11 protein-coding genes are annotated in these 14,681 nt (G+C 70.8%); 9 read left to right on the forward strand and 2 right to left on the reverse strand.

What is annotated here, in order from left to right; translation table 11 throughout:
* Positions 1-82 precede the first annotated feature (82 nt).
* Entirely contained in the window at positions 83-715 is a 633-nt protein-coding gene (locus AC1DWJ_RS06265; protein WP_457256379.1) for a TetR/AcrR family transcriptional regulator, read from the forward strand.
* A gap of 18 nt (positions 716-733) precedes the next feature.
* On the opposite strand, the gene AC1DWJ_RS06270 is transcribed toward AC1DWJ_RS06265, so the two are convergent.
* Positions 734-1,288, reverse strand: coding sequence for a LytR C-terminal domain-containing protein (locus AC1DWJ_RS06270; RefSeq protein ID WP_457256381.1), 555 nt, complete (start codon positions 1,286-1,288; stop codon positions 734-736).
* A gap of 186 nt (positions 1,289-1,474) precedes the next feature.
* Positions 1,475-2,218 carry a DUF4118 domain-containing protein gene (locus AC1DWJ_RS06275; protein ID WP_457256383.1) on the reverse strand — a complete coding sequence of 248 codons (744 nt, stop codon included), beginning with the start codon at positions 2,216-2,218 and terminating at the stop codon, positions 1,475-1,477.
* 130 nt (positions 2,219-2,348) lie between these two features.
* On the opposite strand from AC1DWJ_RS06275, the gene kdpF reads away from it, so the two are divergent.
* The 8 genes from kdpF (at position 2,349) to AC1DWJ_RS06315 (ending at position 14,653) form a co-directional block, all read left to right on the forward strand.
* Complete coding sequence (gene kdpF / locus AC1DWJ_RS06280; protein ID WP_457256385.1) at positions 2,349-2,447, forward strand: K(+)-transporting ATPase subunit F; 99 nt, start codon at positions 2,349-2,351, stop codon at positions 2,445-2,447.
* Positions 2,447-4,096 (forward strand): potassium-transporting ATPase subunit KdpA, encoded by a 1,650-nt coding sequence (gene kdpA, locus AC1DWJ_RS06285; protein ID WP_477620278.1) that lies wholly within the window; start codon positions 2,447-2,449, stop codon positions 4,094-4,096. The genes kdpF and kdpA overlap by 1 nt, the downstream gene beginning before the upstream one ends.
* A complete protein-coding gene (gene kdpB, locus AC1DWJ_RS06290) occupies positions 4,093-6,132 on the forward strand; it encodes a potassium-transporting ATPase subunit KdpB (protein WP_477620279.1) in 2,040 nt (679 codons plus the stop codon). Before kdpA ends, kdpB begins: the two co-directional genes overlap by 4 nt.
* Before the next feature lie 4 nt (positions 6,133-6,136).
* On the forward strand, positions 6,137-6,706 hold the full coding sequence (gene kdpC / locus AC1DWJ_RS06295; protein ID WP_457256390.1) for a K(+)-transporting ATPase subunit C: 570 nt from the start codon (positions 6,137-6,139) through the stop codon (positions 6,704-6,706).
* A gap of 46 nt (positions 6,707-6,752) precedes the next feature.
* Positions 6,753-9,296 (forward strand): DUF4118 domain-containing protein, encoded by a 2,544-nt coding sequence (locus tag AC1DWJ_RS06300; protein ID WP_457256392.1) that lies wholly within the window; start codon positions 6,753-6,755, stop codon positions 9,294-9,296.
* Positions 9,293-9,982, forward strand: a complete 690-nt coding sequence (locus AC1DWJ_RS06305; protein ID WP_457256393.1) for a response regulator transcription factor — start codon at positions 9,293-9,295, stop codon at positions 9,980-9,982. The genes AC1DWJ_RS06300 and AC1DWJ_RS06305 overlap by 4 nt, the downstream gene beginning before the upstream one ends.
* A gap of 284 nt (positions 9,983-10,266) precedes the next feature.
* The gene (locus AC1DWJ_RS06310) at positions 10,267-14,247 is read left to right on the forward strand and encodes a sensor histidine kinase (protein WP_457256395.1); all 3,981 of its coding nucleotides are present in this window, start codon (positions 10,267-10,269) and stop codon (positions 14,245-14,247) included.
* On the forward strand, positions 14,234-14,653 hold the full coding sequence (locus AC1DWJ_RS06315) for a roadblock/LC7 domain-containing protein (RefSeq protein WP_255358340.1): 420 nt from the start codon (positions 14,234-14,236) through the stop codon (positions 14,651-14,653). Before AC1DWJ_RS06310 ends, AC1DWJ_RS06315 begins: the two co-directional genes overlap by 14 nt.
* The last annotated feature ends 28 nt before the right edge of the window (positions 14,654-14,681 follow it).

Genomic DNA, 14,681 nt, shown 5'->3' on the forward strand with positions numbered 1-14,681 from the left:
TATGCTCGGGGGCCAGGCGGAGCGCCTCAGGGGGCTCGCGCGGTGGTCGCCAGGATGGTCCGACACGGAAGGAGGGGTGGGCGTGACGCAGGTCGTGGAGCCGCAGACCGACCGTTTCGACCGGGTCCGCGTCGACAAGTTCGAGGCACGCCGTGGCGAGCTGGCCGATGCGACGCTGGCCACCCTCGGTGAGCTGGGGTTCGCCCGCACCAGCCTGCGCGAGATCGCCCAGAAGACCGCCTTCTCCCATGGCGTCCTGCACTACTACTTCCGCGACAAGATCGAGCTGATCACCTTCTGCGTGCGCCGCTACAAGGAGCACTGCGTCACGCGTTACGACGAGATCGTCGAGCAGGCGGCCAGCGGCGAGGAGCTCGCCGCGCTCTTCGCCGACGCGCTGGTGGGCACGATGCTCGAAGACACCGCGATGCACCGGCTCTGGTACGACATGCGCTCGCAGGCGATGTTCGAGGTCGCCCTGCAGCCGACTGTCGTCGACCTCGACCGCCAGCTGGAGGAGATGATCTGGCGGGTCGTCTCCCGTCACGCCGAGCTCTGTGACACCGTGCCGGCCGTGCCGTCGGTCACCGCCTACTCGGTCTTCGACGGGCTCTTCGAGAACTCCCTCATCCGGCACCTCGCCGGCGACACCGGCGCCGCGGATCGTCTGCGCACCGAGTCGGTCTGGCTCATCGGCACGCTCATGAAGGCCTGAGGCGCCGAACGACGGCGGTCACGGACAGGGGCGGGTCACCGTGACGACCGCGTTGCCGGCCGACCTGCGTCCGGTCGAGGCTGGTGCGACCTCGGACGGCAGCGGCGCCAGGGCCTGGTAGCCGAGCCCGACGACGACGTCGACCGAGGTGCCGGTGCGCGAGTCGGTGAACAGCTTCGCGCCGGGGATCTGTGCCGCGGTCAGCAGGGCCTGGTCGAGGCCTTCGGGGCCGTGGCGCACGACCGCCGACTGCGTGACGTACCAGGCCTCGGGGGCATTGCTGGTCCCGCCGACCGAGAACTTCCGCCTGGCCAGCCCGGCGGCGACCCGTGCGGCGACACCGTCGCGGCCAGTGGCGTTCATGACGTTGACCGTGAACGACGCCCGCGCGGGCGCCGGTGCGACGACCGGCCGACACGCCGGTGTCGGTGTCGGCGGGTCCATCCAGCCGGCCGAGTAGGCCGCGGTCATGCTGGCGGTCCCGAGCAGCACCCCGGGCACGGTGACGAACAGCAGCACCTGACGGAGTCGGCGCTGGCGCCACACCTGCGCCGGTGTGCGGTGGTCTTTCATGGCGGTCTCTTTCGGGCAGGAGCCGAGGCGCGCCGGCGATCTTGGTGGAGCCGGGGTGACACCGAGGTGACACCCGCCGGCGGTGGACGTGGAGGTGCTCCGCCGGCGGGTGCCGTGGGTTCGACCGGAGGGTGACCGGTCACCGGAAGAGACACGGCGCGCGGAAAACCGTGACGCGACGCGATGTCAGGCAGGGGGCGCCGCGGCGACCTGGTCGGCGAGCAGGGCGGCGACTCGTCGCTGGTCCCGGGTCGGGTGCGCCACGTGCGAGGCGCTGGTGAGCTCGAAGTAGCCGCGCGGCGCGGGCCCTCCGTGCACGGGAAGGAGGACCGCGCGGTCGACCGGGAGCCCGGAGCGCTCGACGTCGAGGGGCGTGCCGCCACGGGTGACCGATCCATCGCGCTCGAGGACCGGCCCACCGGGAAGCCGGGCGCTGGCCACGAACTCACACCGGTCGAGGTCGAGCACCTCCCGGATGCGCGCGGCCACCGAGGTCGTCACCCTCGCCAGGTCGCCGTCGCGGGCCACCGACTCGGCCGTGGCCATGACGCCGTCGAGATAGCCCCGTTGCCGCCCCACGTCGGCCCGCTGTCGTTGACCCCAGAGGGCCAGTTCGGTCACGGCGACCCCGACGAGGAGCAACAGCACCGCCACCTCGACGTCCTCGGCACTGTCGATGGCCAGGCTCCGGTAGGGCTGGGTGAGGAAGAAGTCGAACCCCACCGCACTCGACACCGCGGCGACCAGGCCAGCGGCACGGACCCCGGTCGCCGCGGCTGCGACGATGACGAGGACGAGGCCCACCGCAGCGCTTGCATCGGGCACGCTGTCGGGGGCCGCGCCGATCGCCGCGCAGAGGACGAGAGGGGCGACGGCCGCCGCAGTCACCACCCAGGGCCGACGTCGGTACGCGAGCTGGTCGATCTGCATGTCTGCATCACGCCTCTCGCCAGGTGCCCCGGTCAAGGTCCTTGACGCGATCTGAACGCCGCGCCGTCAAGATCGCGTCAAGCGTCGTCAGGGCCGCGTCAAGGGAAGTCCTGAACGTCGACGGAAGTCGTTGACTGACACCGTGATCGAAAACCTCGTTGCTGCAGTCCTCGGCCTCGCCCTGCTGGGTTACCTCGTCTACGCACTCATCCGTCCGGATCGGTTCTGATGTCCGACACCCTCAGCGGTCTCCTGACCATCGGCCTGCTCGTCATCCTCCTCGCACTCTGCTACCACCCCCTCGGTGTGTGGATGGCGAAGGTGTTCACCGACACCAGCCACTGGCGGGCCGAGGCCGTGGTCTACCGCCTCGTCCGGGTCGACCCCGACTCCGAGCAGGGCTGGCGCGCCTACGCCACGAGCGTGCTCGCCTTCTCGGTCGTGAGCATCGTCGCCCTGTTCGCCCTGATCGTCGCCCAGACGCACCTTCCCGGCCGACAGGGCTCGGGCGGCATGGGCGTCACCACCGCGGCCAACACCGCAATCTCCTTTGTCACCAACACCAACTGGCAGTCGTATGCCGGTGAGGTGGGCGCCACACCCCTCCTCCAGACCGCGGGTCTCACCGTCCAGAACTTCGTGTCGGCCGCCGTCGGACTCGGCGTGGCGGTTGCCCTCATCCGGGCCCTGGCACGCCACAGTGCCACCGCCATCGGCAACTTCTGGGTCGACCTGGTCCGGGGCGTGGTCCGAGTGCTCCTGCCCGGCTCCGTCGTCGCCGCCGTGCTCCTCCTCGCCGGCGGGGTCATCCAGAACTTCAGCGCACCGATGACGATCCGCAGCCTCTCGGGTGTCGAGCAGGTGGTCCGTGGCGGCCTCGTGGCCTCCCAGGAGGCCATCAAGGAGCTGGGCACCAACGGCGGCGGCTACTTCAACGCCAACTCAGCACACCCCTTCGAGAACCCGAACCCCCTCACCAACCTCTTCCAGATCTTCCTCCTGCTCGTCATCCCGTTCGCCCTCACGCGCACCTATGGCCTCATGGTCGGCGACCGACGACAAGGTTGGGCGCTCGGTGGCTTCGCCGGGTTGCTCTGGGCCGGTGGTGTCGCCGCGACGGCGTGGGCCGAGGTCCACGCCTCCGGCGCGGTCACGGGGGCCATGGAGGGCAAGGAGCAGCGCTTCGGAGTATGGGCCTCGACGCTCTTCGCGGCCTCCACCACCAGCACCTCCACCGGCGCCGTCAACTCGATGCACGAGAGCTACACCCCGCTCGGCGGCGGCGCAGTGCTGGCCAACATGGCCCTGGGCGAGATCTCGCCGGGAGGGGTCGGCTCAGGTCTCTACGGCATCGTCATCGTGGCCCTGTTGGCGGTGTTCGTCGCCGGCCTCATGGTGGGGCGGACACCCGAGTACCTCGGCAAGACGATCGGCCGGCGCGAAGTGACCTGCGCCGCGCTGTACATCCTCGTCATGCCCGTGCTGGTGCTCGTCTTCGCAGGTATCTCGCTGGCCAGCGAGGGACCGCGGTCCACGATGCTCGCGTCGGGCCCGCACGGACTCACGGAGGTGCTCTACGCCTATGCGTCGGCCGCCAACAACAACGGCAGCGCCTTTGCCGGCCTGACTGCCGACAACCCTTGGTACAACCTGACGCTCGCGGTCTGCATGCTGCTGGGACGGTTCCTCCCGATGCTCCTCGTGCTCCGGCTCGCGGGGCTGCTCGTCGAGCAGCGCGCGCGGCCCGCCACGGTCGGCACCATGCCCACCCACACGCCACTCTTCGTCGGTCTCGTGACCGGCATCGCCGTCATCGTCGCCGGTCTGACGTTCTTCCCGGCACTCGCTCTCGGTCCCATCGCGGAGGCACTGTCATGACCCGCTCGTTGATGAACGTCGTACCCCAGGCGTTCGCCAAGCTCGACCCTCGCCACGTCTTCCGCTCACCTGTGATCTTCGTGGTGTGGGTCGGGTCGGTCCTGACCACGGGGCTGGCCATCAAGGATCCCAGCGTCTTCAGCTGGTCCATCGCCGGCTGGCTCTGGGCGACTGTGCTCTTCGCCAACGCCGCCGAGGCCGTCGCGGAGGGACGCGGCAAGGCCCAGGCCGCCAGCCTGCGAGCTGCCAAGCGCGAGACGACGGCTCGCCGGCTGCGGGCCGACGGCACCGAGGAGTCGGTCCCCGGATCAGAGCTGACCATTGGCGACACCGTGGTGGTCGAGGCAGGCCAGGTCGTGCCGGGTGACGGAGAGATCATCGACGGTGTCGCCACCGTCGACGAGTCCGCCATCACCGGCGAGTCCGCGCCCGTCATCCGCGAGTCCGGCGGAGACCGCAGCGCCGTCACCGGCGGCACGACGGTCCTGTCCGACCGGATCGTCGTGCAGATCACGACGAAGCCGGGCGAGAGCTTCATCGACCGCATGATCGCCCTCGTCGAGGGAGCGCAGCGCCAGAAGACCCCCAACGAGATCGCCCTCACGATCCTGCTCACCACCCTCACGATCGTCTTCCTCGTCACCGTGATGGCCATCCAGCCGCTGGCGTCCTACTCGGGCCAGACGCAGCCGGTGGTCACCCTGGTCGCCCTGCTCGTCTGCCTCATCCCGACCACGATCGGCGCGCTGCTCTCCGCCATCGGCATCGCCGGCATGGACCGCCTGGTGCAGCGCAACGTCCTGGCCATGTCCGGCCGGGCGGTCGAGGCCGCGGGCGACGTCTCCACCCTCCTGCTCGACAAGACCGGCACCATCACGTTCGGCAACCGCCGGGCCACGGAGCTCCTCCGGGTCGTGGACGGGACGCCCGGGGACGACCTCGCCGACGCGGCATACCTGTCGTCGCTCGCGGACTCCACGCCGGAGGGCAAGTCGATCGTCGAGCTGGCCCACACGGCATACGGGGTCGACGGTGACCGCACCGCTGAGACCCTGGGGCGCGAAGGTGCCAAGTTCGTCGAGTTCAGCGCCATGACCCGCATGTCCGGAGTCGACCTCCCAGACGGCACCCGCATCCGCAAGGGCGCGGCGTCGGCGGTCCGCGCGTGGGTCGCGGACACCGGTGGTGAGGTGCCCGACGCGATCCAGGTCCTGGTCGACGGCATCGGTTCCTCCGGCGGCACCCCCCTGGTCGTCGCCCGCCAGGACGCGTCCTCCGGCGATGTGGCGCCGGCTCGTGCGCTGGGGGTCATCCACCTCAAGGACGTCGTCAAGCCGAGCATGCGTGAGCGCTTCGATGTCATGCGTGCCATGGGAATTCGCACGGTGATGATCACCGGCGACAACCCGCTCACTGCCGCAGCCATCGCGAAGGAGGCAGGTGTCGACGACTTCCTCGCCGAGGCCACTCCCGAGGACAAGATGCGCCTCATCCGCAAGGAGCAGGAGGGCGGCCGGCTCGTGGCGATGACCGGCGACGGCACCAACGACGCCCCGGCCCTGGCTCAGGCTGACGTGGGTGTCGCGATGAACTCCGGCACCTCGGCGGCGAAGGAGGCGGGCAACATGGTCGACCTCGACTCCGACCCGACCAAGCTGATCGAGGTCGTCGAGATCGGCAAGCAGCTGCTGATCACCCGTGGCGCATTGACGACCTTCTCGATCGCCAACGACATCGCGAAGTACTTTGCCATCATCCCGGCGATGTTCATCGCATTGTTCCCCGGCCTGGATGGCCTCAACATCATGCGGCTGTCGTCACCAGAGTCGGCGATGCTGTCCGCAGTCATCTTCAATGCGCTCGTCATCCTGACGTTGATTCCGTTGGCGCTCAGAGGAGTTCGCTACAAGCCGTCCAGCGCGGCCGCCATGCTGCGCCGCAATCTCGTCGTCTACGGGATCGGTGGCGTGATCGCTCCGTTCATCGGCATCAAGCTCATCGACCTCGGTGTCTCCCTCCTCCCCGGATTGGCCTGATCACATGTCCTCAAGTCTTCGTCAGCTCGTGGCATCCCTGCGGATGCTGCTCGTCCTCACGGTGCTCCTCGGCGTGCTCTATCCCGCGGTCGTGTGGGGCGTCGGACGGGTCGGCTTCGCGGACCAGGCGGGTGGGTCGCTGGTCAGTCGCGACGGTCAGGTCGTCGGCTCGAGCCTGCTCGGCCAGAAGTTCACCGACCCGCGCTTCTTCCAGGGCCGCCCCTCGGCCAGCGAGTATGCCGGTGGGGTGAGTGGCGGTTCGAACCTCGCCAGCGACTCCGACGACCAGCTCAAAGCCGTGGGGGATCGCAGGGCCGCTTATGCTGCAACGGATTCGGGCCAGGCGCCGGCCGATGCGCTCACCGCCTCCGGCAGCGGCCTCGATCCACACATCTCGCCGGCGAACGCCCGCGCGCAGGCTGGTCGGGTGGCCAAGGCCAACGGCCTGGACCCGGCCGAGGTCCTGCGCCTCGTGGCCACCCACACCCAGGGCCGCTCGCTCGGCTTCCTCGGCGAACCCCGCGTCAACGTGCTCGAGCTCAACCTGGCCGTGCAGGACGCTGCCGCACGATGACCCGCTCGTCCGCGACGCGGTCCGACCGAGGGGCGACAATCGGCTCATGAGCAGGGGAGTGCTTCGGGTCTACCTCGGTGCCGCACCAGGCGTCGGCAAGACCGTCGCCATGCTGTCGGAGGCCCGGCGCAGGAGCGCACGCGGCACCGATGTGGTCATCGGTGTGTGTGAGAGCCACGGCCGCTCGTTCACAGCCGGCCTCATGGAGGGGGTCGAGCGGATCCCCCTGCGCTCGGTGACCCACCGCGGCAGCGCCCTCGAGGAGCTGGACGTCCCAGCGGTATTGGCCCGGCGACCGGAGGTCGTGCTCGTCGACGAGCTCGCCCACACCAACGCCCCCGAGAGCCCCCATGCCAAGCGCTGGGAGGACGTGGAGGAGCTGCTGGTCGCCGGCATCGACGTCATCTCCACGGTCAACGTCCAGCACCTCGAGTCACTGAACGACGTCGTCGAGGCCATCACGGGCGTCCGGCAGCAGGAGACGGTCCCCGACGACGTGGTCCGGTCGGCCGACCAGATCGAGCTGGTCGACATGTCGCCGCAGGCCCTGCGCCGCCGCCTCGCCCACGGCAACGTGTATGCCGCCGAACAGGTCGACGCCGCCCTCGCCAACTACTTCCGCGAAGGCAACCTGTCGGCCCTCCGCGAGCTGTCGCTCCTGTGGGTGGCGGACCGCGTGGAGGAGGGCCTCGACCGCTACCGCGCCGACCACGAGATCACCGAGCTGTGGCCGACCCGGGAGCGCGTCGTCGTCGCCCTCACCGGTGGGCAGGAGGGTCGGACGCTCCTGCGTCGCGGCGCCCAGATCGCCTCGCGGGCCGGCGGTGAGCTGCTCGCGGTCTATGTCACCCCGCCCGACGGCCTGGTCGACGCCCGGCTCGAGGGCCTGGCCGACCTGCGCCAGCTGACCGTCGAGCTCGGCGGCACCTTCCACACCATCAAGGGGGAGGACGTCGCGTCCGCGCTCCTCGAGTTCGCCCGGGGCGTCTCCGCCCGGCAGGTCGTCATCGGCGCCTCGCGTCGCCGACGTTGGCAGGAGCTGTTGTCAGCTGGCGTCGGTCAGCGCGTGGTGGAGGGCTCGGGCGACATCGACGTGCACCTGGTCACCCACGAGCTGACCCGCACCGTGCGCGCACCGTTGCGCTTGGGGCCTGCGCTCGGTGCGCAGCGTTCGGCGCTCGGCTGGGCGCTGGCGGTGCTCGGCACAGGCGCCCTGGCCGGCATACTCCGGGCCACGCCCGGGTGGCACGACCTGCCCCTTGAGGTGCTCCTCTTCCTCCTCGTCACCGTCCTCACCGCCCTCGTCGGTGGGCTGTGGCCGGCGCTGGCCTCGGCGGTCCTGGGGAGCCTCGCGATCAACTGGTTCTTCACCGAACCCGTCAACACGCTCACGATCAGCGACCCGCAGAACCTCGTCGCCCTGCTGGTCTTCGTCGTCGTCGCGGCCGCCGTGTCTTCGGTGGTGCACGTCAGCGAGCGGCGGGCAGCAGCGGCCGGCGCAGCCCGGCGCGAGGCCGACGCGCTCGCGGCCACCGCGGAGACCCTCCTGGGCGAACGCGACCCGATGCCCGCCCTGTTGCGCCAGGCCGTCGACTTCTTCGCGGTCGACACCGCCGCGGTCGTCGCGCGCGACGACGTGCGCTCGCCGTGGACCGTGGTCTCGGCGACGGAGGGCTTCGAGCTGGCGTCGGTGGCCACCGCCTCGGTGCGGGCACCGGTGGACGACACCCGGGTGCTGGTGCTCACCGGTCGCACCCTGTCAGGGGCGGATCGTCGCCTGGTGTCGGCGTTCGCCTCGCGGGCCGGGGCGATCCTCCACCGCGACGAGCTCGTGGAGCTGGCCCGGGAAGCCAAGGTGCTCGCCAAGGACAACCGGGCCCGGACCGCCCTGCTCGCGGCCGTGTCGCACGACCTGCGCACCCCGCTGGCGAGCATCAAGGCTGCGGCGTCGAGCCTGCGCCAACCTGACGTCGTGTTCAGCCCGGACGACCGGGCAGACCTGCTCGAGACCATCGAGGAGTCGACCGACCGCCTCACCGGGCTGGTCGCCAACCTCCTCGACATGTCGCGGCTGCAGAGCGGTTCGGTGGTGCCGAGGCTGGGTGCGGTCGACGTCGAGGGCGCGGTCGCGCTCGCCTCTGCGCCCCTCCTCGATGCCGACCGCGTGCGGATCAGCATGGACGCCGCACTGCCGCCGGCCGAGGCCGACGCCGGTCTGCTCGACCGCGTGCTGGCCAACGTCCTCGAGAACGCCCTCAAGCACTCCGGGGCAGAGGTCGTCGTGCAGGCGGCGGCGACCGGCAGCCGGGTGCAGCTGCGTGTCGTCGACCGGGGGAGGGGCGTGCCTGAGGGCGCGAAGGAGACGATCTTCGCCCCGTTCCAGCGGTTCGGTGACACGCCTCGTGGCACCGGCGTGGGGCTGGGGCTGGCGGTGGCCCGGGGCCTGATGGAGGCGATGGGCGGGTCGATCCTCGCCGAGGACACTCCCGGCGGAGGGCTGACCGTCGTGATCGAGCTCGGGCGGCACGGCCACGGTGTCGGGCCGAAGGACGGTGGCCCGGCCGACACCGCTGCGAGGATGGCGCCGTGAGCTCGATCCTCGTCGTCGACGACGAACCCCACCTGGTGCGCACGCTCGCGATCAACCTGCGGGCGCGCGACTACACGGTCGAGACGGCGGGCGATGGGCGGACCGCCCTGCAGTCGTTCCACGATGCGCCTCCCGACCTGGTGGTCCTCGACCTCGGACTCCCGGACCTCGACGGGGTGGAGGTGCTGCGACGAGTCAGGCAGGTCTCGGACGTGCCGGTGATCGTGCTGTCCGCTCGCACCGACTCGGTGGACAAGGTGGAGGCGCTCGACCTGGGCGCTGACGACTACGTCACGAAGCCTTTCGCGATGGACGAGCTGCTCGCACGGGTGCGGGTGGCGCTCCGTCGCCGTGCCGAGGGGGGTGGGTCGTCGGTGGCGGCGGTGCACACCCCGCACTTCACCCTCGACTTCGCCGAGCGACGTGCCGTGGCGGCCGGGGCCGAGGTGCGCCTGACCCCCACCGAGTGGAGCCTGCTGGAGGTCCTGGCCCGGCGACCAGGACACCTGGTGTCGCAGCGCGAGCTGCTTCGTGAGGTGTGGGGCCCCGGCTACGGTCGGGAGTCGAACTACTTACGGGTGTATGCCAACCAGCTCCGCCGCAAGCTCGAGCCGGACCCCGCCGTCCCGCGCTACGTCGTCACCGAGCCGGGCCAGGGGTATCGGCTGGTCGTGCCCGTCGAGTGACCCGCGCGGGTGCCGGCGCGGGCGGTCCCGTTGTCCACCGGAACCCGTCGCAGGCAACCGAAGTCAAACGGCACAGCCGGGCCGTCATTTTTTGTGGCCGACCCCTCCTATACCGCCGACCCCGATGGCAGGCTGGTTTGGCTCTCCGAGGTGGTCTAGTCCGTTCGGTCAGTTGTGCGGAGGCCAAACGTGCCAAGTGCCCCTTCAGGGCTATCCAGCCTCTGTGTGGGCACCCGTATGTTTCCGTTCATTCAAGTTTTCGTGTCGTGAGGAAAGGTGGCTCCGTGTCCAGACTGCAGTCGGCGGCTGGCCGTGTCCCCCAACGCTGGTCGTTCGGTCACTGGCCCTTGCGTCGGAAGCTTGCAGCCGCGATCGTCCTGCCCGTGGTCCTCGCCTTCGTGTTCGGCGGCCTGCGCGTCAAGAACGACTTCGACTCCTCACGCCAGCTCTCCCAGGCAGCCGACACGGTCCTGGTCATCCGCCCCGTCGTCGACTACAACCTCGCCGTCCAGCGGCTCGCCGCGGCCGAGAGCGTCGGTGGCGGCGGTGTCATCGCGGCGATCACCAAGTACGAGTCCGCAGCGGCCGACCTCCGTATCGCCCTCAAGGCCGACGGGGTCCCGGCGTCCGTGAGGGCCAGCGGCCAGAGCGCCCTGTCCCTCGGCCAGGCCGTCCGCAACGCGAAGACCCAGAGTCCCTTCTCCGACATCGTCATCGACAAGTCCGGCAACATCGCGACCCTCATGTCCGCGGCCGTCAGCGACCTCGGCCTGAGCGACGACTCGGCCTCGGCCAAGATCGTCGTCGCCCTCCAGGACTCCATCGCCGCCCAGCGCGCCATGACCGGTGAGCAGCTCAACCTCTCGAACACCGACGACGCGTCCGCCAGCCTGCGCGCGATCGGCCAGGTCGGAGCCGAGACCGCGGCCCTCACGCGACTCCTGTCGACCGCGCCCAGCGACCAGGTCGGCCAGGCCCGCCAGCTCCTCAACGAGAACGGCCGCCGCAACTACACGCTCCAGCAGCAGCCCCCGGACAAGGCCCAGATCGCTGGGCTCGGCGTCGTGATCGAGTCGAGCAATGCCGGCTACGCCAAGCTGATGGACGGCCAGCTCCGGGCCCTGGAGACCAACCTGCGTGACCGGGCCGCCCAGCACCGCGCCGAGGCCATCCTGAACGCCGCCATCGTGGTCATCGCGCTGGCCCTCGCCCTGGTCCTCGTCCTCGCGCTCATGCGCTCCCTGCTCGTCCCCATCCGCGCCGTGCGTCAGGGTGCCCTCGACGTGGCGAACACCCGCCTCCCCGAGGCCGTTGCCGCGATGCGTGACGGTGAGGAGCTCCCCGAGTTCGTGCCGATCCCGGTCCACACGACCGAGGAGATGGGCCAGCTCGCCCGCGCCGTGGACGACCTCCACACCCAGGCCCGCACGTTGGCCGGTGACCAGGCCCGCCTCCGGGTCCAGGTCGGCCACATGTTCGAGACCCTGTCGCGCCGCAGCACCTCCCTCATCGACCAGCAGCTCAGCCTGATCGAGCGCCTTGAGAGCGACGAGGAAGACCCGAAGCGCCTCCAGAGCCTCTTCCGCCTCGACCACCTCGCCGCCCGTATGCGCCGCAACAGCGACTCGCTGCTGGTGCTCGCCGGCACCTCGACCCGGCGCGGCATGTCCGGCTCGGTCTCGGTCTCCGACGCCGTCCGCGCGGCCGTGTCCGAGGTCGAGAACTACGAGCGCATCGACATCGGCGACACCTCGAACGACCACGTGCTCGGCGCCGTCGGCTCCGACCTCATCCACCTGGTCGCGGAGATCGTCGACAACGCCCTGTCCTACTCCCCGCCCACCTCCCGCGTGGCCATCCGTGGTGCCCGTACCCCCGAGGGCGGGCTCCTCATCGAGGTCGCCGACCGTGGCCTGGGTATGCCGCCCAAGGACCTCGCGGCGCTCAACGACCAGCTCGCGCACGGCGGGGACATCACCGCCGACACGGCGCGCCGCATGGGTCTGTTCGTGGTCGGAAGCCTCGCCAAGCGGCACGGCATCGCCGTCCGCCTGCGTCGCAACGGCGACGACAAGCAGGGCGTCACCGTGTCGGTGCACCTGCCGGCCGGCCTGCTGGCCGACAGCACCAAGGGCGAGCGTCCGGTCCGACCGGCTGCTGCCGCGGCCCCCGCGTCTGCTGCCCCCGCCCCGACGACCCCGACGTCCGCCGTGGGTGGCACGACCAAGGCCGGCCTGCCCACCCGGGTCCGCGGAGCCAGTGGCGCCACGCCCAGCCCGGTCGCCGACGCCGCCAAGAAGCTCCCGACCCGCACGCCGGGCGCCCATGGCCCGACCGCCGCGAACGCCATCCAGGCGCCCTCGGCCAAGCCCGTCATCGAGGGTTCCGAGGCCGCCGAGGAGAAGGCTGCCACCAACGGCCACGCCGAGACCCCCGCGGTCAACGGCAACGCGGCCAAGGCCGACCAGGCCTCCGACACCCAGGTCAACGGTTCCGCCCCCGCGGAGACGCCGGCCGCCGTCGAGGCCAAGGACGCCACGGTCAACGACGCCACGGTCAACGACGCCACGGTCAACGACGCCGACGCCAAGGACGCCGAGGCGGACTCGAAGGTCGACGCCACCCCCGAGGCCAAGTCCGACGCTCCGGTGGAGCCCACGGTCGACGTGGCTGACTTGCCGGCCGACACGAAGGCTGACGCTCCCCAGGCCGAGACGACCGAGCCCAAGCGCTCCGCGGCCGGCCTGCCGGTCCGCAAGCCGCGCGCCACCGGGATCACCGAGTACCGCGAGTTCGAGGACGCCCCGTCCACCGAGCAGCAGGACGCGACCCCCGACAAGGCCGCAGGGAAGGCCGACGCGCCCGCAGCCAAGGGTGGCCGGCTCAGCTGGCTCCCGGGTCGCGCCAAGGCGGCGGCCGAGGCTGCCCGCCTCGAGGCTGAGGCGGAGGCCAACGAGCCCCGCCAGATGCCGTCGAACCTGTCTGCCTGGCTGGACCACCGCGCCAAGATCGTCGAGGCCACCAAGGCTCGCGAGCTCGGGGCCGACGCGCCGGCCGAGGCCAGCGCCACCAGCGGCAGCACCGACACCACCGACACCACCGACTCCACCGACTCCACTGACGCTGCGACCGACTCGGGCACCGAGATCCACGTGCCCGCCGAGTGGGTCGCCGAGGCCAAGGTCGACGCTGCGGAGGCCACCCCGGAGGTCGCCGCTGACGAGGTCGTGGTCGCTGACGCCGTGGAGGCTGTGGTCGACACAGCCGAGACCGAGGTCGCGGCGTCCGTCGACAGCACCGAGGTCCTCGAGGCCCCCGTCACCGAGGAAGCCGGTCACCTCCCGACCCGCATCCCCGGGGCGACCGCCTCCGCGACGGCTGGTCTGCCGGAGACCGAGGCGCCCAGCTCCCGCCCGCGGGTGCGTGCCCACAACACGTCGTTCTTCGGCGCGCGCCGGGCCCGCGACGTGGCGGCTACCGAGCCCACCCCGGTGGTCGAGGCCCCCGCCACCGAGGTCGCCGAGTCGGCTCAGCTCGCCGAGGAGACCGTGGCAGTCGAGGAGACCGTGGCCGTCGAGGAGACCGTGGCCGTCGAGGAGACCGTGGCCGTCGAGGAGACCGTGGCGCCCGCCGCCGAGGTCGCCGAGGAGTCCACCGAGGTCCTCGCCGCCGTCGAGCCCGCGCAGGTCGAGCCCGAGCAGGTCGAGCCGGTCGCGGCCGAGCTGGCGGAGCCGGAGCGCGTCGAGGCTGAGCACGTCCACGCTGAGCACGTCGAGGCTGAGCACGTCCACGCTGAGCAGGTCGAGGCTGAGCAGGTCGAGGCTGAGCAGGTCGAGCCGGTCGTGGCCCACGCTGACGTCGACACGCAGGCCGAGCCGGCGCAGGCGCCGAGCGGCAACCTCAACGACACCCCCATCTTCCGGGCGATGATGTCGCGCTGGCTGACCGATGACACCGATTCGGCAGCCGCAGGGACGTCGTGGTCCACCAACGAAGCGGACCAGGCCTGGTCTGCCGCAGCACGGATCGAGGAGACCCAACCCCTGGAAGAGTCAGCAGCCGGTCTCCCCAAGCGACGCCCCGGGAACTACCTGATCCCCGGTGCGGTCGACGAGACCGACGAGAAGCCCGCTGCCCCCGCAGCATCGCGACGCGATCCCGAAGCGATCCGCCGCAACCTCAACCGCCACAAGAACGGTGTGAGCTCCGCTCGCACCGAGGCACAAGATGGAACACACCGAGAGGAAGCCGATGTTCACCACTGACGCCATGGCCCAGCCCAAGGGCGAGTACGACTGGCTCGTGGCCAAGTTCGCGACGGAGACCCCTGGCGTGTCACACGCCATCCTGGTCTCGGCCGACGGGCTTCCCATGGCCGCCAGCGAGCAGCTCCCCGTGGACCGGGCCGAGCAGATGGCAGCCGTGGCCTCGGGCATGGCCAGCCTCGCCTCTGGTGCGGCTCGCCTGTTCCAGGGTGGCACGGTGCTCCAGTCCGTCATCGAGATGGAGCTGGGTTACCTGCTCCTCATGAGTGTCGGAGACGGTTCGCACCTGGCGGCACTCACCAGCACCGACTCTGACATCGGTCAGGTCGGCTACGAGATGGCGGTTCTGGTTGACCGCGTCGGCAAGATGATCGACGCGTCTGCCCGGACCCCCATGACGGGCTAGTCCCATGGCCCCGGACGGACGCGACGTG

It is taken from the genome of Pedococcus sp. P2_D7, from assembly GCF_056404295.1.